The sequence below is a fragment of the Pseudomonas maioricensis genome (assembly GCF_022790535.1).
GTDB lineage: Bacteria > Pseudomonadota > Gammaproteobacteria > Pseudomonadales > Pseudomonadaceae > Aquipseudomonas > Aquipseudomonas maioricensis.
Map to the genome: position 1 here is coordinate 321,832 of NZ_LOHG01000002.1, position 20,397 is coordinate 342,228.

17 protein-coding genes are annotated in these 20,397 nt (G+C 57.3%); 6 read left to right on the forward strand and 11 right to left on the reverse strand.

Features of this window, described 5'->3' with window-relative positions:
* Positions 1 to 115 precede the first annotated feature (115 nt).
* From AUC61_RS04115 to AUC61_RS04125, 3 genes are all read left to right on the forward strand, one after another.
* Positions 116 to 391: a hypothetical protein gene (locus AUC61_RS04115; RefSeq protein ID WP_422764964.1), complete on the forward strand. Its 276-nt coding sequence runs from the start codon at positions 116 to 118 to the stop codon at positions 389 to 391.
* Positions 392 to 627: 236 nt separating this feature from the next.
* The gene (locus AUC61_RS04120) at positions 628 to 876 is read left to right on the forward strand and encodes a TIGR02647 family protein (RefSeq protein WP_122667287.1); all 249 of its coding nucleotides are present in this window, start codon (positions 628 to 630) and stop codon (positions 874 to 876) included.
* 180 nt (positions 877 to 1,056) lie between these two features.
* Positions 1,057 to 3,906 carry a class I adenylate cyclase gene (locus tag AUC61_RS04125; protein ID WP_243244578.1) on the forward strand — a complete coding sequence of 950 codons (2,850 nt, stop codon included), beginning with the start codon at positions 1,057 to 1,059 and terminating at the stop codon, positions 3,904 to 3,906.
* Positions 3,907 to 4,218: 312 nt separating this feature from the next.
* On the opposite strand, the gene gltP is transcribed toward AUC61_RS04125, so the two are convergent.
* The 5 genes from gltP to AUC61_RS04150 all read right to left on the reverse strand — a co-directional run bounded on the left by gltP (position 4,219) and on the right by AUC61_RS04150 (position 8,250).
* Positions 4,219 to 5,559, reverse strand: coding sequence for a glutamate/aspartate:proton symporter GltP (gltP, locus tag AUC61_RS04130; RefSeq protein WP_243244579.1), 1,341 nt, complete (start codon positions 5,557 to 5,559; stop codon positions 4,219 to 4,221).
* A gap of 652 nt (positions 5,560 to 6,211) precedes the next feature.
* Positions 6,212 to 6,679, reverse strand: a complete 468-nt coding sequence (locus AUC61_RS04135; protein WP_243244580.1) for an inhibitor of vertebrate lysozyme family protein — start codon at positions 6,677 to 6,679, stop codon at positions 6,212 to 6,214.
* Between the two features lie 2 nt (positions 6,680 to 6,681).
* A complete protein-coding gene (locus tag AUC61_RS04140; protein WP_002555679.1) occupies positions 6,682 to 6,846 on the reverse strand; it encodes a DUF1328 domain-containing protein in 165 nt (54 codons plus the stop codon).
* 50 nt (positions 6,847 to 6,896) lie between these two features.
* Positions 6,897 to 7,178 carry a hypothetical protein gene (locus AUC61_RS04145; protein ID WP_243244581.1) on the reverse strand — a complete coding sequence of 94 codons (282 nt, stop codon included), beginning with the start codon at positions 7,176 to 7,178 and terminating at the stop codon, positions 6,897 to 6,899.
* A gap of 223 nt (positions 7,179 to 7,401) precedes the next feature.
* Positions 7,402 to 8,250 carry a BON domain-containing protein gene (locus tag AUC61_RS04150; protein ID WP_243244582.1) on the reverse strand — a complete coding sequence of 283 codons (849 nt, stop codon included), beginning with the start codon at positions 8,248 to 8,250 and terminating at the stop codon, positions 7,402 to 7,404.
* A gap of 245 nt (positions 8,251 to 8,495) precedes the next feature.
* Between AUC61_RS04150 and algB the strand changes: the two genes are divergently transcribed.
* Together algB and AUC61_RS04160 are read left to right on the forward strand one after the other, a co-directional pair.
* Positions 8,496 to 9,842: a sigma-54-dependent response regulator transcription factor AlgB gene (gene algB, locus AUC61_RS04155; protein WP_122667281.1), complete on the forward strand. Its 1,347-nt coding sequence runs from the start codon at positions 8,496 to 8,498 to the stop codon at positions 9,840 to 9,842.
* 10 nt (positions 9,843 to 9,852) lie between these two features.
* Positions 9,853 to 11,640 carry a KinB sensor domain-containing domain gene (locus AUC61_RS04160; protein ID WP_243244583.1) on the forward strand — a complete coding sequence of 596 codons (1,788 nt, stop codon included), beginning with the start codon at positions 9,853 to 9,855 and terminating at the stop codon, positions 11,638 to 11,640.
* A gap of 142 nt (positions 11,641 to 11,782) precedes the next feature.
* Here the strand turns inward: AUC61_RS04160 and AUC61_RS04165 are convergent, their stop codons facing one another.
* From AUC61_RS04165 to AUC61_RS04190, 6 genes are all read right to left on the reverse strand, one after another.
* The gene (locus tag AUC61_RS04165) at positions 11,783 to 13,402 is read right to left on the reverse strand and encodes an EAL domain-containing protein (protein ID WP_243244584.1); all 1,620 of its coding nucleotides are present in this window, start codon (positions 13,400 to 13,402) and stop codon (positions 11,783 to 11,785) included.
* 90 nt (positions 13,403 to 13,492) lie between these two features.
* Positions 13,493 to 14,269, reverse strand: a complete 777-nt coding sequence (locus AUC61_RS04170) for an N-acetylmuramoyl-L-alanine amidase (RefSeq protein WP_243244585.1) — start codon at positions 14,267 to 14,269, stop codon at positions 13,493 to 13,495.
* A 79-nt stretch (positions 14,270 to 14,348) separates the two neighbouring features.
* A complete protein-coding gene (locus AUC61_RS04175) occupies positions 14,349 to 16,433 on the reverse strand; it encodes a GGDEF domain-containing protein (RefSeq protein ID WP_243244587.1) in 2,085 nt (694 codons plus the stop codon).
* The gene (locus tag AUC61_RS04180; RefSeq protein ID WP_243244589.1) at positions 16,430 to 17,302 is read right to left on the reverse strand and encodes an endonuclease/exonuclease/phosphatase family protein; all 873 of its coding nucleotides are present in this window, start codon (positions 17,300 to 17,302) and stop codon (positions 16,430 to 16,432) included. The genes AUC61_RS04175 and AUC61_RS04180 overlap by 4 nt, the downstream gene beginning before the upstream one ends.
* Before the next feature lie 12 nt (positions 17,303 to 17,314).
* Entirely contained in the window at positions 17,315 to 17,953 is a 639-nt protein-coding gene (locus AUC61_RS04185; RefSeq protein WP_122667275.1) for a thiol:disulfide interchange protein DsbA/DsbL, read from the reverse strand.
* 330 nt (positions 17,954 to 18,283) lie between these two features.
* The gene (locus AUC61_RS04190; RefSeq protein WP_243244590.1) at positions 18,284 to 18,901 is read right to left on the reverse strand and encodes a c-type cytochrome; all 618 of its coding nucleotides are present in this window, start codon (positions 18,899 to 18,901) and stop codon (positions 18,284 to 18,286) included.
* 352 nt (positions 18,902 to 19,253) lie between these two features.
* Here AUC61_RS04190 and yihA point away from each other — a divergent pair, with 352 nt between their 5' ends.
* Entirely contained in the window at positions 19,254 to 19,889 is a 636-nt protein-coding gene (gene yihA / locus AUC61_RS04195; RefSeq protein ID WP_122667273.1) for a ribosome biogenesis GTP-binding protein YihA/YsxC, read from the forward strand.
* Positions 19,890 to 20,397 lie beyond the last annotated feature (508 nt).

A 20,397-nucleotide genomic window follows, 5' to 3' on the forward strand; every position in this document is an offset into this window, starting at 1 on the left:
CGGTTTGAAGTAATACCGTGTCATCGTTCATCGCGGGCAAGCCTCGCTCCCACAGGAACCGTGGCTAACCATCACATTTATGCGCTCCGACTAAAAATTCTCAAGGATGCACCCCATGACCGACACCCTCGACAACGATGAAGAAGAATTCGCCGAATCAACCCTGGTTCAAGCTATCGAAAATCAGATTGAAAGCGACAATCCTCCCGCCGCGAAAGCCACGTTCAACAAGCTGACCCTGGTTGGCTATGAGCGCGAAGAGATCCTGCAGTTGATGGCCCATGTTCTGGCGGTGGAGATCGATGCGCTGCTTGAAGAAGACCGCGCGTTCAACACCGAATGGTATGAAGCAGCGCTGCGTGCCCTGCCTGAGCTGCCCCCAGAGGCATGAGCTGACATGCGCACCGGCCAACTGACGGCCGGTGGCTAACCCTCGCTAAATCGGGCTCGGCAAAATCCACAGACCAGGTCTACACTGCAAATGCCTCGCTGCCACTAGAACGACGGGGCTACCACGCCGAGCAGGCTTTAACGGTCACCCAGAACCGACGAGCGCAGCACAGACACGTTGATTCCAGGGCCGCGCCAGTCAGTAAGGCGTCTTACTAGAAAAAGTCTGGAGCACCTATGTCGTATACCCCTGAGCTGGTTGCCGAACTGGAAATCCTCGCACTCTACAATCTGGGCAATACCCTTGAAGGACTCAAAGTCCATCACGTGGCCGCCCCGACAGCTGTAGCAGCCGCACAAAGACTCTTCGAAAAAGGCCTGACCACACAGGTTGATGGCGGTTATCTGACCAGCCTTGGGCTGGAAGCTGCCGAGCACGCACAGTCACTACTGACTATCCTCAACGTTGCCAAACAAGCTGCTTGATCACCGCGAGGGTCCGCGAGCCGAAAAAGGTTTAGCGGGCCCTTCATTTATGAAAAACTGCGCCGATAAAAAAATGGCGCCAGAATAAAAACAGACTGACGTTTCAGGCCGTCCTGCCCGCCGTCTCGCTCACCACTTCAATGCTGCCCTTTTCGAGCCCGACAGCCGGTTTGAGTTGTAATGACGCGTAACTCCGAAATCCGTCCAGACCTGGATGAAGGCATTGACCGCAAGGTGCTTTCCCAGCTCCGCAGCCGTTTCCTGACCCTGAACAACGGGCGGCTTGCGCGTGCCATGGAGGGTCTGTCGACTCGCCAGCAAACCGTACTGAATTTGCTGCCGCTGTTCTTCCACGTTAATCATCCGTTGTTGCCCGGCTATGTGTCCGGCAGCACGCCCGCAGGCGTTTCTCATTACGAACCCGCCAGCCTTGCATTGGCTGAAGCCCAGCGCCTGACCCGGTCTTTCTCGTATAAAGCGCGGCGCGGCCATGCGCGACAGCCTATTCACGGTTTGTTCCTGATGGGCAGCCTGGGCACTCTGGCGCAAGCTGAAGAAAGCGACATGGATGTCTGGGTCTGCCATGACTCTGAGCTGAGCCCCGATGAAATCGCCGAGCTGCGCAAGAAATGCCAGGCACTGGAAGCATGGGCAGACAGCCAGGGCGCTGAAGCCCACTTTTTCCTGATTGACCCGCAACGCTTCGTCGCGGGCGAGCGCGATACCCAGCTCAGCTCCGACAATTGCGGCACGACCCAACATTACTTGCTGCTGGATGAGTTCTACCGCACCGCCATTTGGCTCGCAGGCCGCACACCGATGTGGTGGCTGGTGCCGAGCTACGAAGAACAGCGCTACGCCGATTACACCCATACGTTGCTGTCGAAGCGCTTTATCCGCGAGGACGAAGTGCTCGACCTGGGTCATATGGCCGTTATCCCGCCTGGCGAGTTCCTCGGCGCCGGTTTATGGCAGTTATTCAAAGGTATCGAGTCGCCCTACAAATCGGTGCTCAAACTGCTGCTGACAGAGGTTTACGCCAGTGAGCATCCGAAGGTTCATTGCCTGAGCCTGCGCTTCAAGAAAGCGGTGTTTGCCAACCGCGTGGATCTGGATGAACTTGACCCCTACATGGTGGTGTACCGGCGCATTGAGGAGTACCTGATCGAGCGCGGCGAGCTTGAGCGGCTGGAGCTGGTACGCCGTAGCCTGTACCTCAAGGTGAATAAAAAACTGACGGGCTCGACGCGTCTGCGCAATACCGGCTGGCAACGGCAATTGCTCGAACGCCTGACTCAGGAATGGGGCTGGGACGAACGCCAATTGCTGCTGCTCGACAGTCGCAGCCAATGGAAAGTGCGCCAGGTCGCCCACGAGCGTCGTGCACTGGTCAACGAACTCAATTACAGCTATCGCTTCCTGACGCAGCTGGCTCGCCAGCAAAACGTGGCCAGCTCGGCAACCGCCAGGGACCTGAATGTACTCGGCCGCCGACTGTATGCGGCGTTTGAACGCAAGGCTGGCAAGGTTGAATTCATCAACCCGGGTATCGCGCCTGACCTGGCTGAAGACACCCTGACACTGGTGCAATCGCCTAACAAGCGCGAACCGGGCAAAGCCCAATGGGCGCTGTACAACGGCAGCCTGGGTGTCCACGAGTGGATTAACTTCTCGCCGATAAAACGCAGCCGCGAGTTGCTTGAACTGCTGACCTGGTGCCATCGCAACAACGTGATCGACAGCACCACACGGCTTGCGCTGCATCCGGGCAGCAGCGACCTGAGCGAGTTTGAGCTGTTCAATCTGCTGGGCGCGCTGCAACAGCAAATCCCGGTGCCGCTGGAGGTCGTCAGCGAAGAGCGTCTGCTGAGTCCCGCAGTACCGAGCGAGATTCTGTTGCTGGTAAACGTCGGCGTTGATCCTCTCAGGCATCACCGGGACCTGAACATCCTGATGACCACCGAGCGTACAGACTCATTGAGCTACGCCGGAGTACGGGAAAACCTTGTTCTGACCCTGGACCAGATCACACTTAATAGCTGGAATGAAATCCTTGTCAGCCGCTATGACGGCGTCCACGCGCTGCTCGATTGCCTCAGCGAGCTGCTGAGCAATCTACCTGAGGGGGCGATGCAGCCTGCTGTTCGAGTGCGCTGTTTCTGCCACAACCGGGCGCCCGCCATCGCCCAGCGCGTTGAAGAGCTGGTTGCGACAGCGCAATTGCTGCACGCCGCAAGCCTCAACCATCGCTATCTGATTCAGGTGCAACAGCAGTATCACGTGCTGGAAATGGTCCCGGCTCAACCGGTGACCCACGTGGTGATCAACAGCCTTTCGGGTCTGTTCGAATATTTAGGTGAAGAGCTACCGCGCTACAGCCCCTTGCACCTGGACCCACACGCACTGAGTGATCACGACCTGGCGCTGATTCTGCCCCACGGCCAGCCCGAATGTATTCAGGTGTTTTACCGGGTCAACGAGACGGAAGCGGACCTCTACGCACTTGATGAGCACAACGCGCTCTGGCATCAGCGCGTTCCTTATCACGATGAATTGAGCTTACTGGTGCCGCTGCAGCGCTTCTTCAATTCACTGGTTTATCGCCGTAGCGCCATGCTGCCTGTGGACAACTCCAGCGCACCGGGATTTCTTGAAACGCTTTACTATCAAGTGCTGCCGTCCGGGGCAGGGCGTGCCCGACGTATCGAGTCGCGCAGTGCGCCGACCGCACCGAGCAAGCCGTTTTATGACGTGCAGGCGATCGTCGAAGAAGCATCGCCCGGCCAGGTCAGCGTCACGCTGTACTGCGACAACAATGAGTTTTCCGAACTGGAGCATGGTGATCAGCTGTTCAGCGTCGTAGCCCGACAGATCCTTGAGCGACGTACGGAGCCTGAGCACTATCGCTGCTACATCACCGACCTGGACCTATCAGGGCTGCTGGACGAGGCTCGCGGACAGACCATCCTGTACCTGCGCTACAAAGCGCAGCTGGAAAAGTCGCTCAACGACGCCATGGCTCAGGCCTGAGCCAGTCACAGAAACAACAAACCCCGGCATGCCGGGGTTTGTTTGCACAATAAGAAACCTGTGAGAGCAGAGCTTGCCCGCGATTCAGGCACCGCAGCCTGTCTGTTTGACCGCGTTGCTCTTATCGCGGGCAAGCCCGGCTCCCACAACGCGAATTCATTCGCGAAGAGGCCAGTACCTCCACAGCATATAAATTGCCTGGAGTACCGCCTTCCCGAATAAATTCGGTCTTACCGGTCTTGCGTGAGCTTGAGACCACAACCCACCTGTGGCAGCAGGGCTTGCCCGCGATTCAGGCGCCGCCGCCAGCATTTATGCGTTATTCGACGGAATCGGCTCTGCACCCGGAACAGGTTCCTTGCTGCGCCAGTGCGGCAAGGAGTTCCAGTAGCGCTCGCCCTTGGCATCGTCGTACATACCTTCCCAACGGGAGATGACCAGTACGGCCAGTGCGTTGCCGATCACGTTCAGCGCAGTGCGCGCCATATCCATGATCCGGTCGACACCGGCAATGAACGCCAGGCCTTCAAGCGGAATGCCCACGCTGCCCAGCGTCGCCAACAACACCACGAAGGAAACGCCAGGTACGCCTGCAATACCTTTGGAGGTCACCATCAGGGTCAGGACCAGCATCAACTGCTGACCGATAGACAGATCAATGCCGTACAGCTGCGCAATGAACATCGCCGCGATGCTTTGGTACAAGGTCGAACCATCGAGGTTGAACGAGTAACCGGTCGGCACCACAAAGCTGCAAATAGCCTTCGGTGCGCCATAGGCTTCCATCTTGCTGATCACGCGCGGCAGCGCTGTTTCAGAACTCGCCGTCGAGTAAGCCAGGATCAGCTCATCCTTGAAGATGCGCATCAGCTTGATCACCGAGAAACCAAACAGGCGGGCGATCAACCCAAGCACCACGAAAGCGAAGAACGCGATGGCCACGTAAACCAGAATCACCAGCTTGGCCAATGGCAGCAAGGACGTGAAGCCAAAGTTGGCAACGGTCACGGCGATCAAGGCAAACACACCGATGGGGGCATAATTCATGATCATGTGAGTGACCTTGAACATGGTTTCCGAGATGCCCTGGAAAACCTTCAGGACGGGATCCCGCACTTCAGCGTCAAGGCTGGCCAGACCCAGACCGAACATCACCGAGAAGAAGATGATCGGCAACATGTCGCCACGGGCGACAGCGGCGAAAATATTAGACGGAATCAGGTTGAGAATCGTCGCGATGAATGCATGGTCATGCTGCACTTCAGCCGTGGTCGCGGTGTACTTGGAAATATCGACCGTACCCAGGGTACTCATGTCGATGCCGGCACCTGGCTGGAACACATTAGCCAGCACCAGCCCGACCAGAATGGCGATCGTCGTGACCACTTCAAAGTACAGGATAGTCTTGAGGCCGATACGGCCCAGCTTCTTGGCATCGCCAACGCCCGCAATCCCGACCACCAGGGAGGCAACCACAATCGGCACGACGATCATCTTGATCAGGCGGATAAAGATATCGCCCGCAGGCTGAAGGATATTACTGATCCACCAGGCCTTCTCTGCACTGAAATGGTTAAGTAGCGCACCCAGTGCAATCCCGAGTGTCAGACCGATGAGGATCTGCCAGGCCAGGCTCAGCTTTGCCTTCTTCATGTCGTTACCTTTTTTCAAGTGGCTCGGACATCTCTAGACCCACATGCCTGAATTCGCTGATCCACAGCAGCATCCAGTCATCGGTTACCGGTCAGAGCTGTCCCGAGTAGGTGCAGCAAGCGAGCATCCGGCTCTGTAGCTGACGAAAAAAGGCGCAACTATTCCCACGCATCGTCGCAACGTCTAATGCCGTAAACGACTACCCCATACCGAATCGGCATAATGTTTGCGACGAAAAACATGCCTGAAAACGACAGGGACGTACCGCGAATTGGCTAAAAGGTGGCTAATTCGCCCTCTAGAGACCCTCTAGAAAATTAAGCACAAGGGATCAAACAGAATATGGCGGGGGAGAAAAGAGGATAGTTCTTACATGAAATGTCGGATGTGTGGCGGCGTAACGCGAGCTGAAACGATAAAACGCAACGCAAGACAGCCGATGTATTCCCGAGGATTCGAGATCACCATCATGGACTTGCGTCGCGGTTCTTCCTGACCCGGCCCTCGTCGGGAGTACTCCCTGTACTCCTAGGTCACTCCGATCCGAACAATCAAAGCGTCCCGGCCCCCTGGTCATGCGCGATTCTTTTCAAATCGCGCATCTGAAAGAGCATCCCGAACAAGGAAGCTCTCTGTTCTTGAATACGTTGCATCAATACCATTTGGGGTCTTTGCGAAGCTGCTCTTGAAGCATGCCCTGCATACCCTCATCGGGTTCACCCAGGTATCGATAGGTTGCATGACGTGTCGGCGACTTGTCCGAAGGCAGGCCAGCCGGCACATCTACCAGCAGCGCATAGGCTTTGTCCTTGTCGAGGCTAAAAGCAACGAGCAGACGCTGGCTCTTGCAGGTTTCAGCGGTTTCGCACAAAGGACCTACAAGGTAATTCTCGCCATCCTCAGGCACAGCGGTCATCTGCTGCTCGCTGGCGCCGGACAGATTGATCACCCAGTCGGGCAATCGCTCCTCCTTTTTGATCACTGAAGTCCAAGTGGATCGGTACTCAGGGTCAGATCCCAGTAACTGATTGACCCAAGCCTGACCGTCATTGGCAGCCATCGCCATCGCGCTACCGCCCATTAACAGGGCGGCTGCGATTGAGTGCAGAGACGTGCGCATATTCAGCCTCGGCCGCGACGGCCAAAGAAGAACGAGACCACGAACATAACCAGGAATACGACGAAAAGGATCTTCGCGATACCGGTTGCGGTGCCTGCGATACCACCGAAGCCAAGTACAGCGGCGACAATGGCAATGATCAGAAACGTGATTGCCCAACTCAACATGATGACTCTCCTTATCTGCTTTTAATGGATGCTGCTATTACTGCTGTGGGTCAAAAAACCCAGGTTTGCTGGTGCTGCACTTCACTTACAGGGGCCTTGCGGTCAACAGGCGTAAGGCTCAGCGAGGTATCCCGAGCCATTGATGCGCTGGCGTTGGAATAGGACTGGCTGTAGGTGAAGGGCTGCTTGATCTGTGCAGCTTCGCGGGAGTTATCCCATTGCTGAAACTGCTGAACGGCAATCAGAGTGACCATCAGCGCAAGACTGGCGAACAGGCCCTGCTGAATGTGTTGAGGCGAAATACGCAGTTGAGTAAGACGCTGACGGTTCATCTGGTTGCTCCTGACGCCACACCGGGCGTCAAACTTGATCTTGTTGCCGGTTAGTCACGGCTTGTATGAATAGGTTATTGCAGCCTGCGTGCCAGCTTTTCAACAACAATAATATTCATATAAATCAACGACTTAAAAACACAAAACAAAATTACCTGCTAGCATCCTGCACGATCACCCGTCATGGGTCGTGCAGGATGCACGAGCTTCCCTGGCAGGCTGATCAGCCTGTTGTCCGGGTCATGACTTTCAGGGCATCCGCATTGACGCCTTTCACGCCGCGAATATTCCGCGCGATCTCGACTGCGAGTTCTTTTTCGGCGTAATTGGCGACAATACCGTTGAGGCTGACCAACCCACTTTTGGTATCGACCTTGATATTCAGGCCATCGAGGTTGCGGCTATAGATAAGGCTGGATTTGACCTTGCTGGTGATCCACACATCGCTGATGTCTTCAGCCGGACTATTGGCCTGAGGATCGGTGCGTGACGCAATGGAGTCTGCGGCACTGATACTGATCAGGTTATTCACACTGACCACGCCATCGGTGTTGGTCGCCAGGCTACCGGCGACTTCTTTGGCTTCCGGGCTCTGCGCACGACCTTTGAGGGTAACTACGCCGTCTTTAGCGTCCACATCAATGTTCAGCGCCTCCGTGACACTGCTCCATAACAGTTTGGATTTCACGGTTGCGGTCAGCGTAGCGTCTTCGAAGCGCTGCGCCATGCCGGCCTTGGCGCCAGGCTCCGCGGCGACATTGCCGTCGATTTGCAACTGATTGTCGACCTTGTCGATGCCTTTGACATCCAGCGCAATTCGCTCGGCCAGCTCACGATCAACCTGATTTTCGACCTTCCCCTTCAGTACCGCTGTTCCCTGCTCAACGCTTACGTCGATTTTGAAAGGGCTCAGGTGTTTATTGAGTGCAAATGCGGTCCAGATCGAACCTTCCTGACGTGCTTCGGCAAGCTGGCTGGGCAAATCGCCTTGGGCGGCACTGGCCATCAAAGGGTTCAGGCCCAGCACGGTGATTGTGGCTGTGGCCAGAGCGAGCTTTTTCAGCGGGTGCATGGCACTTCTCCGTCTTATCGCTATGTAAGGGTTTCGAGCAAATCACTCAACGTGAAAAGCAAAAGAAACCCGCAAGCGATGTGCCAGGCAGTTATTGAATTCAATATCCTTACAAATCAAATAGTTACATCTAATTCAGTCAGATAGCTACCATGCAGCTCGCATAATCAATCAGAATCAACCATGCAACTTGCCCGATTATTCCGACACTAACGCAAGACAATTCATTAAGGAGCGTAGGAAAAATGGAAGCAGCCACTGAGAATCAGGGCCGTATTCTGCTTGTGGATGACGAATCCGCGATCCTTCGCACGTTCCGTTATTGCCTGGAAGATGAGGGCTACAGTGTCGCCACCGCCAACAGCGCATCCCAAGCGGAAACGTTGCTGCAACGCCAGGTCTTCGACCTGTGCTTTCTGGACTTGCGGCTAGGCGAAGACAATGGACTCGATGTACTGGCGCAAATGCGCGTCCAGGCACCGTGGATGCGAGTAGTGATTGTCACTGCCCACTCAGCGGTAGATACCGCAGTCGACGCGATTCAGGCCGGTGCAGCCGATTATCTGGTCAAGCCGTGCAGCCCTGATCAGCTGCGTCTGGCGACGGCCAAGCAACTGGAAGTACGTCAGCTATCGGCGCGGCTGGAAGCGCTGGAAGGTGAAATTCGCAAACCTAAAGATGGCCTCGATTCCCACAGCCCTTCGATGATGGCGATTCTGGAAACCGCCCGCCAGGTGGCGACCACCGACGCTAACATCCTCATTCTGGGTGAGTCAGGTACCGGTAAGGGCGAGCTGGCCCGCGCCATTCATGGCTGGAGCAAGCGCAACAAGAAATCCTGCGTCACTATCAACTGTCCGTCGCTGACTGCAGAGCTGATGGAAAGCGAGCTGTTTGGTCACAGCCGTGGGGCATTTACCGGCGCGAGCGAAAGCACGCTGGGACGCGTCAACCAAGCCGACGGCGGCACGCTATTTCTCGACGAGATCGGCGATTTTCCGCTCACGTTGCAGCCAAAACTGCTACGTTTCATTCAAGATAAAGAATACGAGCGCGTCGGCGACCCTGTGACTCGACGGGCCGATGTGCGCATTCTTGCGGCGACCAACCTGAATCTGGAAGACATGGTGCGCAATGGCCGTTTCCGGGAGGATCTGCTGTATCGCCTGAACGTCATCACCCTGCACCTGCCCGCCCTGCGTGAGCGCACCGAAGATATCCTGACCCTGGCAGATAGATTCCTGGCACGCTTCGTCAAGGATTACGCCCGCCCGGCAAGGGGTTTCAGCGACGAGGCCAAAGCTGCCCTGCTGAACTATCGCTGGCCCGGCAATATTCGCGAGCTGCGTAACGTGATCGAGCGCGCGAGTATCATCTGCCCGCAGGAACGGGTCGAAATCGCCCACTTGGGTATGGCCGAGCAACCCACCAGCAACGCCCCGCGAGTCGGTGCGGCGCTGAGTCTGGACGAGCTGGAAAAAGCCCATATCGGCGCGGTGCTGGCTACCAGCGACACACTCGATCAGGCAGCCAAAACGCTAGGCATCGATGCGTCGACGCTCTATCGCAAACGCAAGCAGTACAACCTATGACTAACGCGGCATGAAACTGGCAATGAAGTTGCGAACGCGGCTGTTCTTCAGCATCTCGGCCTTGATAACGGTAGCGTTGTTAGGGCTGATGCTTGGGCTCGTCAGCGTGATGCAGATGGCGAACTCACAGGAATCGCTGATCCAGCAGAACTTCGTGACACTGGACACCGGGCTGAAGCTTCGGCAAAACCTGGGCGATCAGTTGGTCATGATGCTCAATGAAACACCTGACCCCAAGCCACTTAGCAAGCTTCAGGACCAGTTCCGGGTTCTGCTGGAGCAAGGCGTTGAGCACGACGAACGCAACAACGTCGACAACGGTTTTCACGCCGCCAGGGTGGACTATCAGAAATTTATTGATGCGTATGAAGAGTCTCGCCAGTCCTCGCGTGCGATGCGTGACAATTCGGAACTGACCGAAGCATTCAACGACCTGCGCAATAACCTGCTGATTGCCCATCGCAAGTCGCTGGATAACATCAGCCAGGTGGAAGTGCATTCCCGTGAAAGGGCGTTATGGGTTGCGGGCCTGCTCGGGCTGGTGGGGCTTGCAGTCTTGTGTATCGGATTCATCACGGCCCATGGCATCGCTCGTCGCTTCGGCGCACCTATCGAGGCACTGGCGAAGGCGGCGGATAATATTGGCAAGGGCAACTTTGAAGTAACCCTGCCGATCTCTTCTGCAGCAGAAATGAATCTGCTGACCCGACGTTTCGGGATCATGGCCGAAGCATTGCGTCAGCATCAGGCCACTAATGTGGACGAGCTTCTGGCAGGCCAACAGCGCTTGCAAGCGGTGCTGGACTGCATCGATGACGGCTTGCTGATGATTGACCGCCAAGGTCGCCTGGAGCACCTCAATCCGGTTGCCCAGCGCCAATTGGGCTGGGACGAGCCAAAGCTGGGTCAAGGGCTTGGCGAGGCGCTGCAGCGCCCCGAACTGGATGAGCAGCTCTATCTGACCCTGCGCGGTGGCACACTAGAGCGCGCGCCGGAGGATCTTGCCATCGAGGTGGACGGCGAGTCACGACTGCTGACTTACAGCCTGACGCCGGTCAGCCACAGCAAGGGCCATATTCTAGGCGCGGTGATGGTGCTCCACGATGTGACCGAGCAACGAGCCTTTGAACGGGTTCGCAGCGAATTTGTGCTACGCGCCTCTCATGAGCTGCGCACGCCAGTCACCGGCATGCACATGGCGTTCGGTCTGTTCCGCGAGCGCGCTAAATTCCCGGCGGATTCCCGGGAGTCAGACCTGCTTGATACGGTCAACGAAGAAATGCAGCGCTTGATGCAACTCATCAATGACCTGCTTAATTTTTCCCGCTATCAGAACGGCCTGCAGAAACTCACCCTTGCGCCCGTCTCAATCGAAGAGATGCTGGAGCAGGCACGACAGCGCTTCGACGCAAAAGCCCATGATCAAGACATTGTCTTGTCGATTGAAACGCAGGATCCACTGCCCCGACTGCACGCAGACCGCGCCCAGCTTGAACGCGTACTGGACAACCTGCTGGATAACGCACTGCGTCACACCCCTGAAAATGGCCTGATTCGCCTGCAAGCACGTCGCCATGGCGAGCGGGTGATCATCAGCGTGGAAGACAATGGCGAAGGCATCGCCTACGGCCAGCAAGGGCGGATATTCGAACCTTTCGTCCAGGTCGGCCGCAAGAAAGGCGGTGCCGGGCTAGGTCTCGCGCTGTGCAAGGAAATCGTGCAGCTGCACGGCGGCCGTATGGGCGTTTATTCCAGGCCAGGGCAGGGCACCCAGTTTTATATGGCGCTGCCGTTGTAGGGTTGATCGGCACCACCGCGCAGCAAACACTGGGCCTGTAGGAGCGCGCTTGCCCGCGATCGCGTCATCACTGGCGATATATTCATCGACTGACAGATGGAATCGCGGGCAAGCGCGCTCCTACAGGAAATGCACTTTACCGTTACGCCACATCCTCAGCCCGACGCCCCTGACTGCGACGTCCGCCAGTGACCAGCTCGCTGAATTTCTGAGCACTTAGCGGCCTGGCGAATAACCAGCCTTGCCCATACTTCACACCTTCGCTCATCAGTAGCCGGGCCTGAGACTCGAACTCGATACCTTCAGCAATTACCCGCAATTGAAGGGCATGGGCCATGCGAATGATGTGGGGGGCCACACCACTGCTGGCAGCGTCGTGACCAAGGGCGTCGATGAACGCCTTGTCGATCTTCAAACAATCCACCGGCAAGGTCTGCAAGTAAGCCAGGCTGCAATAGCCTGTGCCGAAATCATCGATCAGCACTGGGTGCCCCTTGTCGCGCAGGGCCTGCAGGTGGTTTCGCGCGATAACAACATCGATCAGTCCACGCTCGGTCACCTCAAAGGCAACCTGCCGGGCGGAGACTTTATGCACCGCCAACAGCTTGGCCGTCACCCGCCCGATGCGGGGCGCCATCACGTCGCAGGCTGCGAGGTTAACCGAGATGTACAGCTGCGGATTGGCACGCAACAGCGGTCCTAACTGCTCAAGCGACTGCTGCAGAACGAAATCAGTGATCTGCCGGATCTGGCCGGTATTTTCTGCCAAGGGGATGAACAGATCCGGACTGGTCAGCGTACCGTCAGGCCTGCGCCAGCGCACCAGGGCCTCGGCGCCCACACAGAGTCGCGTACCCAGATCAAAAATGGGCTGATAGAGCACTTTAAGTTCGTCGCGCCGCAACGCGCCATTCAGCTCCCCCCCTAACGACTGCTGCTGACGGACCAGCTGCAGCACCAACCCTCCAATGCACAAGGCAACCAGCAAACTGGCCGGAACCAATAACCACCAGGCTCCGGTTACCTTCTCCTGAAGGCCGGCACGCGGAGCAATCATCACAAGCTGATATTCAGGGCTTTCAGTTGGCATGCGATAGATCAACCGGGTGTCGGTGATCATCAGCTTCTCAGTGCCGGTCGCAGACCAAGGGATACTGGGCGGCCAGGACTGATCCGGCCCCAGCACCGTGACGGCCTTGGCACCATGGTTAAGCACAACCAGCAAGCTACCACCGCTAGGCAAATCCACCACGTCGGTCAGATGCCCCCGAGAGGTTGAAACTCTGAAGCCGCCCAGCCCCAGCACCAGCGATGCAAGATTGTCGTCAGGCTGGGCCGCGGTATTGAGCCAGTAATCGTAGGTGGGGCCGCGAATGTCCGGCTCCCGGAACTGAGGGAGAGCGATATCGCGTGCGCCACTGGAGCACCCCCTGATATCGCCAACAAAAGCGGCTTCATAAATGAACCGGTAACTGGAGGTGACCTGACGCAGGCGCTCCACCATCTCCGGACTGCACCGACGCAGAGGCTGGGCCTCCAACTGATCGAGCCCGGTACGCAACTGACCAAACAGTTGCTCCATACGCACCAGAAAACGCCCACCCTGAGCATTCATCTGCTCGCTTTCGTTCTGTCGCGCCTGATGCACAGCCAAGGCAAAGCTGCCCGCCAACAGCACAGCCGCACTTATCAAGGCGGCGAGCAAAGCCATCAGCCAAGGACGATAGAAGGTCAAGCGAAAGGGTGTTGCCGTGTCGCGCATCAGGTTGTTATCCGCAGGGATCCCTGTAGGTATAGCAACAAGCGCGGAAATAGCCCGTTTGATTAGGGCTACGGCAACAATTTAGTGGGATTAACGCTGACGGTTAAGCACCTTGAGAATCGCGGCGCTCTGAACGTCTGGCTGCCCGTCAAAGCGCGCAGGCCGATAATGCATCTGGAACGCCGCCAATACGTCCCGCGTCGCAACATCCAGCTCGCCGGTTTGCGGCGTCGAGTAACCCACCTTGGCGAGTTGCTGCTGGAACCAGACAATGTCTGGCACGGTGTCCAGCATCAACGCCTGCTGTTCCGCAACCAGTCGCTCATCCGGCCACACACCCAAGCCTTCTTGCGCCAGCCGCTTCCAGGGAAACAGCGGCCCCGGATCTAGCTTGCGCGCTGGAGCAATGTCACTGTGACCGATGATGTGGCGCGGGTCGATGTGGTTGCGTTTGACGATGTCCTTGAGCAGCACGATCAGCGCCTGAATCTGACCTTCAGTGTAGGGAAACCATAGCCTGCCAGTGGGCGTGTCGCGGTACCCCGGATTGACGATTTCAATGCCAATCGAGGCAGAGTTCAACCAGGTGCGCCCGTCCCATTCGCTTTCGCCCGCATGCCAGGCGCGGGCGTTCTCGTCGACCAGCTTGTAGACGGTCGGCGGGATGTCGCCAATCAGATAATGCGCACTGACCTCACCATGGGTCAGCAACTCAAGGGAGCGCTCCAGCGTCGCGGAGGTGTAGTGGACCACAACAAACTGGATACGATTGTCGTAATTCACCGAAGGGTGGCTGGTATCGAGCCGCGGCCCGCTGGTGCAGGCCGTTAACGTAATGAGCAGCAGGGCAGATAAAAACAGCTTCATGAAAACCTGAACACATGGACAGTAAAGGAGGGAGCATAACGCACTGTCGGGGAATCGTTCATTGCAATCAAGTCCTCGCTCAACCTTGCTCGACCCGGTTCCGGCCGTTTTCCTTGGCGCGGTACAGGGCCTGATCTGCGCGTTTGAGCGCAACGTCGCTTCGCTCTCCGGGACGTAGCGCGGTCACGCCGCTGGAAACGGTGATCGTTACTGGCTCGCTCTTAAAATGGAACGGGCACTGCTCAACAGCGCCCCGTAGCTGTTCCAGTAAAGCCAGACCCGCCGTCACTTGAGTGGCCGGTAGCAGAATTACAAACTCCTCCCCACCAAAGCGGGCGATGAAATCAGTGGTACGCAGCTGCTTCTTCAGTACCTTGGCAACTATTTTGAGGACCCTATCACCGGCCAGATGCCCGTACCCGTCGTTAATGCGCTTGAAGTGATCCAGATCCAGAATGCAGACCAGCAGGCTGGTTTTGTTCTTTTGCCAAACGGCCAGTTCGTGCCCGAGACGCTCTTCCCAGGCTGCCCGGTTGGGTAAACCAGTCAAAGGATCAATCAACGCCTTTTGCCGCTGCTCTTCCAGATTGGCCCTGAAACCCAGCGCTTCCTGTTCCATGGTCGCGACCCGGCTGGCCAGACTTTGCAGACGGGCCGCCACATCCTGCTCTCGTTCATCACGAGTCTTCTGATGCTGATCCATAGTCCCCAGCAGACCTTCCAGCCGGCTTTCGAGAATCTTTTTCAGGCTGGGCAAGTCAGCTGCGTCCTGAACACTGCTTTGCAATCCATCCACCTGAAGACGTAGCTCGTTGTTCAGCTCGCGCGAGGCTGTCTGCTGGTCAACGTAATCCTCGCTGGCTGCCTGGAGATTGCTCTGAAATGATTCCAGTCTCTCATTCAACTGCTTTAGATAAATCTCGAACTCATGCTGGCCGCTGTCAGTGATAGCGAGCATCAAGACTGCAAGATCGTCGAGAATAGGCAGCAATTCGTACCAGTTCAGACCATGTTCGAGACGCTGACGCATCGCCTCGGCCTGTGGGCGATGATGCTCTGGCAAGGTCAGATCGTTGAGGAGCCCCAGCAGAGTGTCCTCGATATGAGCCGCTACCGAGCTGTAGCTGGGCTCGGGAGAACTTGGCAATGCATACGCGGAATCCTCTCCATCGCCTTCTGCCTCCTCAGGCACCGCTTCTTCATCGGTGACAGCAGCTACTGGCTCCGGAACATACTCATAGGGCACCGCCGGAGTCGGCGTCAGCAGATCCTGAATCGGTAGAGCTTCGGGCGCAGGAGCGGTCTTGGGTTCGACAGGCGCTGATTCAACAGGAACAGGTACGGGTTGAGCGTCCACCTCAGCCACGGCAACTGCGACGGTTTGGACCGCCGGGGTCTGCACGTCCGGCAGCGGGGCTTGCGGTGGCGGAGCAGAAGGCGCAGGCGGCGATGCCTCCAACGGAGCCTTCACTGCGGCTACCGGCGGATTATCGGTTGCGCCTGCTGGTTGTTGAGCGTCGGCAGGCTCGTCCCACTCATCATTCTCCGCTGCGTCGGGCGCGCGATCGGCTTTGGCGTCGATCCCAGGCTCATCAACGGCCGCAGGTCCTTCAGCCTCTTTAGCGGCTGAATCGCCTGTTTCATGCCCGCCAAACAAGCGCTGCAATAATCCCGGCCGGTGCGGCTCTTCTGGCCGTTCTATCACAGTCAGTGCCTGCCCCTGCAAACCGCTAAGCTCGCCCAACAGAAGGGGCAGTTCCCGAGCCTGCGAGGCGCGCTCTTCAAGGTCCTTGGCGAAACGCTTCAGTGGCTTGCGCACGTCTTTGGGCAATTGCAGAGACTGCAACTGCGTCACCAGCGACACCAATGCACTGCTGACTTGGGCAGCGCGCTCTTCGCGGCGCTGCTCTGAGTCCAGCACGGCTTTTTCCAGCTTGGGAATCAGTGCAGCAAGGCCTGCGTCCATGTCGTCTTTACGGACGATTTCACGCATTTCCTTCATGCATTGGTCAACCGCCCGGTCCGAGCCTTCTGCCGCCAGACTGCTGCGCACCAGACCCCGGCGCAGCAAGTCGAGACGGGCGTTCCAGCGTTTTTCAAGCTTGTCTTGTTGCTCGATGCCTTTGAGGTATTTCTCTCGCCAGCGTTCGGCTTCGTCACTCATGCAGGAGGTCCGGGATGACTGAGGGCAGGCAGCGAGTCGCCACTTAATGAAGCAGGCAGGCGGATCTCTACTGCAACAGGCAGGTGATCGGAAATAGGCTGAGCCAATACCTGAACCCGCTCCAGGGTGAGTGTAGGACTGAGCAGGATATGATCAAGGCAGCGTTGCGGTCGCCAGCTTGGGAAAGTGGCTTCGACCTGTGGAGCCAGCAAACCCAGGTCGCGCAGGGGCGAGTTTTCCAGCAGATCCAGGGCGTGGGTATTCATGTCGCCCATCAGCACCTGATGGCGATAACCACCGATCAATTCACGGATGTACGCCAGTTGCCGCGTCCTGGTCCGTGCGCCAAGGGCCAGGTGCATCATCACCACGACGAGCGCATCCTCACCCTCGCCGAAACGAAGCAGAATCGCGCCGCGCCCACTTGGCCCCGGCAGCGGATGATCCTCGATAGCCCACGGCCGCAGGCGGCTCAGCACACCATTGCTGTGCTGACCAAAACGACCAAGGTTGCGATTGAGTTGCTGATACCAGTACGGGAAGGCACCCAACTGAGCAAGGTGTTCCACCTGGTTGACGTAGCCTGAGCGCAAGCTGCCGCCATCGGCCTCTTGCAAGGCAACCAGATCGAAATCACCCAGCAAGTCACCTATCTTGCGCAGGTTACCGGCTCGCCCCACGTGCGGCAGCAAATGTTGCCAGCTGCGCGTGACGTAATGGCCATAGCGGCCGGTGCTGATACCGACCTGAATGTTGAAGCTAAGCAAGCGAAGCCGACCATCAGCCGGCAGACCGCTTGCTTGCAGGTGATGTTCGTTGACCCGCGGATCATGCAGGCCAACGCTTCTTACCTCTTTCCTGCGCAGCATGGCAGGCGCTGCTTACTTGGCTGCAGCCGCTCGCTCTTTGGCGATAAGTTGATCAGCCACTTGCAGGGTTTGCTCTGGACCACCGGCAGAACCCAGATCGAAACGGTATTTACCGTTGACGATCATGGTCGGTACGCCAGTGATTTCATACTTCTTGGCCAGTTCCTTGTACTGGGCGATCTTGCCCTTCACAGCGAACGAGTCGAAAGTCTCGAGGAACTTGGTCTTGTCGACACCTTGAGTGGCGACGAAATCAGCCATGTCATTCTTGTCGGTCAGACGCTTGCCACCCTTCTGAATAGCATCAAAGACTGCTGCGTGAACCTTGTGCTCTACGCCCAGAATATCCAGGGTGATGAACAGTTGACCGTGTGCGTCCCAAGGGCCGCCGAACATGGCAGGGATGCGGACGAAATGAACGTCAGCTGGCAGCTTTTCAACCCACGGGTTGATGGTCGGCTCGAAAGCGTAGCAGTGCGGGCAGCCGTACCAGAACATTTCCACAACTTCGATTTTGCCAGGCTCGGAAACAGGAACGGCGCTGCTCAGCTCGGTGTACTGTTTACCGGCTTCGATTGGTTCGGCAGCTTGTGCCGTAACACCGAAAAGACTGGCGGCAACCAGTGCGGCGCTGAGGATCAGATTACGCATGCTTTACTCCTGAGGCTGATTTGAGTCGCCTTCAAACGACCGGACTTCGATCGGTCGGCAAGGCGCGAGTTCGCTAGTGTAACGCTGGCACGAACAAAAAAGGGTAGCCGAAGCTACCCTTTTTAAGTTGAAAAGCTGTTGGAGCCGGGCCTGCCCGCGAAGAACGGTAACGGGGTGTGTCTGGAGTTGCGCGGTGACGTTGCAGGCGATGCATGCGACGCGCCCGGAAGACATACCGCGTTATCGTTTATCGCGAGCAAGCTCGGCTCCCACAGGATCAGCGTCTGGCTCAAATCCTGGGTGCCACAGCATTAGCGTCCGCCAACCCTATTAATGCAGCCCCTGAATGTACTGCGACAGCGCCTCGATATCCTTGTTGCTCAGCTTGGCAGCAATCGAGCGCATGACCATGGTGTCGCCGTCATTGGTGCGATCACCTTCGCGGAAAGCTACCAACTGCTTCTTGATGTAATCCGCATGCTGGCCGCCCAAGTGCGGGAAACCCGCTGCCGCGTTACCGACACCGTTAGGAGAATGGCAGCCTGTACAGGCAGGCATGCCCTCATTCAGCTTCCCGCCTCGAAATAGCGCCTCACCGCGAGCAACAAGCTTCTCGTCAGCGGCCCCGACACTACCTTTCTGGCCGGCGTAATACGCAGCGATGTCGTTCAGATCCTGCTCATTGAGGTTGGCCAGCAAGCCAGTCATTTCCAGCACGACGCGTTTGCCGTCCTTGATTTCATTGAGTTGCTTGAGCAGATAGCGCTCCCCCTGGCCTGCCAGTTTGGGGAAGTTCGGCGCCAGGCTGTTACCGTCAGGACCATGACAAGCGCCACACACAGCGGTTTTGGCCTGACCGGCAGCCGCATCGCCGACTACGGTCTCAGCCGCCTGAGCCATGCCGCAGATGCCCAGGATCAACAGCAGACTCACGCAAATTTTGTTCATCAGGAAATCCAAATCGGCTAAAGGTGAATAGTTATATAGAGGTGGACTCGCTCATCCAGACGGACGAAGGTTCACGAATCCCCGCTATTGCGGTCCCTGCACAATCCACGCAACGGCATCGCTTTGAACTCCTGAACACAGGCGGCTCCAAAGCCTTCATACTCAGCAACCCTTTCAGGTTAAAAGCGGACTGCGTTCTAATGCGCTTATAGTTCTCGCTTGGCTGATGTAGCTTCCCGTGACCGGGACAAAGCACACACAAAATCTGCGGTAATTATATACTGGCCTCACTGAAACGGAAACGACACCTCTTGCCGCACCCCTTGCAGGCACCGCTCTTACCGGAAATCACATGCAACTCAAGAACCCCATTCTCGGCTTGTGCCAACAGGCAACCTTCATGCTCAGCGCTGCCAAAGTCGACCAGTGCCCGGACGACGAAGGCTTTGAAGTGGCCTTCGCAGGGCGCTCCAACGCAGGCAAGTCGAGCGCGCTGAACACCCTGACGCACGCCAGCCTGGCCCGTACATCGAAGACGCCAGGTCGTACGCAACTGCTGAACTTCTTCAAACTGGACGATGAGCGGCGCCTGGTCGACCTGCCGGGTTACGGCTACGCCAAGGTACCCATCCCGCTGAAACTGCACTGGCAGCGTCACCTTGAGGCTTATCTGGGCAGCCGGGAAAGCCTGAAAGGTCTGATTCTGATGATGGATATCCGTCACCCGATGACCGACTTCGATACCCTGATGCTGGACTGGTCGATTGCCAGCCATATGCCAATGCATATTTTGCTGACCAAGGCCGACAAGCTGACTTACGGCGCAGCCAAGAACACGCTGCTCAAGGTCCAGTCGGAAATCCGCAAGGGTTGGGGCGACGCAGTGACTATCCAGTTGTTCTCTGCGCCAAAACGCATGGGCCTGGAAGAGGCCTACACCGTGCTGGCAGGCTGGATGGAGCTGGAAGACAAGGCACCGGCCGAGTAAATCGCAGGCAAAAAAAACCCCGGACTTCATATGGGGGAGGGGAAGTTCGGGGTTCAAGTTCCAGACTTCCAGGGAGGGAAGCCGGATATCTGCCAACACTTAACACAACTAGGAGCATGACTGGCTTCTCAGCCAATCGAGTTCTCTGACCGGCATTTCGAGGCGTAAGTTCCTGGCCTGCGGAAATTCTCCGAGCGGTCCGTCTGGCACACCACGTTACCGTACTTCGTCGGAATGCCGCGCAGACCAAGCCCAGCTCCCACAGACAGCGTAATCCCTGTAGGAGCCGAGCTTGCTCGGGATGCAGGCGCCTCGGCCCGTCTGACACACCACGTTACCGTTCATCGCTGGCAAGCCCAGCTCCCACAGACAGGGTGATCCCTGTGGGAGCGAGGCTTGCCCGCGATGCAGGCGCCTCGGTCCGTCTGGCACACCGCATAACCGTTCTTCGTCGGAATGCCGCCCAGACCAAGCCCGGCTCCCACATACAGCGTAATCCCTGTGGGAG

Bases quoted from the DNA above. Each gene is read 5' to 3' on its own strand.
- AUC61_RS04190 (WP_243244590.1), bottom strand. From the start codon at position 18,901: ATGAACAAAATTTGCGTGAGTCTGCTGTTGATCCTGGGCATCTGCGGC.
- AUC61_RS04115 (WP_422764964.1), top strand. From the start codon at position 116: ATGACCGACACCCTCGACAACGATGAAGAAGAATTCGCCGAATCAACC.
- AUC61_RS04175 (WP_243244587.1), bottom strand. From the start codon at position 16,433: ATGAGTGACGAAGCCGAACGCTGGCGAGAGAAATACCTCAAAGGCATC.
- AUC61_RS04165 (WP_243244584.1), bottom strand. From the start codon at position 13,402: ATGCGCGACACGGCAACACCCTTTCGCTTGACCTTCTATCGTCCTTGG.
- gltP (WP_243244579.1), bottom strand. From the start codon at position 5,559: ATGAAGAAGGCAAAGCTGAGCCTGGCCTGGCAGATCCTCATCGGTCTG.
- AUC61_RS04160 (WP_243244583.1), top strand. From the start codon at position 9,853: ATGAAACTGGCAATGAAGTTGCGAACGCGGCTGTTCTTCAGCATCTCG.
- AUC61_RS04180 (WP_243244589.1), bottom strand. From the start codon at position 17,302: ATGCTGCGCAGGAAAGAGGTAAGAAGCGTTGGCCTGCATGATCCGCGG.
- AUC61_RS04135 (WP_243244580.1), bottom strand. From the start codon at position 6,679: ATGCGCACGTCTCTGCACTCAATCGCAGCCGCCCTGTTAATGGGCGGT.
- algB (WP_122667281.1), top strand. From the start codon at position 8,496: ATGGAAGCAGCCACTGAGAATCAGGGCCGTATTCTGCTTGTGGATGAC.
- AUC61_RS04170 (WP_243244585.1), bottom strand. From the start codon at position 14,269: ATGAAGCTGTTTTTATCTGCCCTGCTGCTCATTACGTTAACGGCCTGC.
- AUC61_RS04120 (WP_122667287.1), top strand. From the start codon at position 628: ATGTCGTATACCCCTGAGCTGGTTGCCGAACTGGAAATCCTCGCACTC.
- AUC61_RS04125 (WP_243244578.1), top strand. From the start codon at position 1,057: ATGACGCGTAACTCCGAAATCCGTCCAGACCTGGATGAAGGCATTGAC.
- AUC61_RS04185 (WP_122667275.1), bottom strand. From the start codon at position 17,953: ATGCGTAATCTGATCCTCAGCGCCGCACTGGTTGCCGCCAGTCTTTTC.
- yihA (WP_122667273.1), top strand. From the start codon at position 19,254: ATGCAACTCAAGAACCCCATTCTCGGCTTGTGCCAACAGGCAACCTTC.
- AUC61_RS04145 (WP_243244581.1), bottom strand. From the start codon at position 7,178: ATGAACCGTCAGCGTCTTACTCAACTGCGTATTTCGCCTCAACACATT.
- AUC61_RS04140 (WP_002555679.1), bottom strand. From the start codon at position 6,846: ATGTTGAGTTGGGCAATCACGTTTCTGATCATTGCCATTGTCGCCGCT.
- AUC61_RS04150 (WP_243244582.1), bottom strand. From the start codon at position 8,250: ATGCACCCGCTGAAAAAGCTCGCTCTGGCCACAGCCACAATCACCGTG.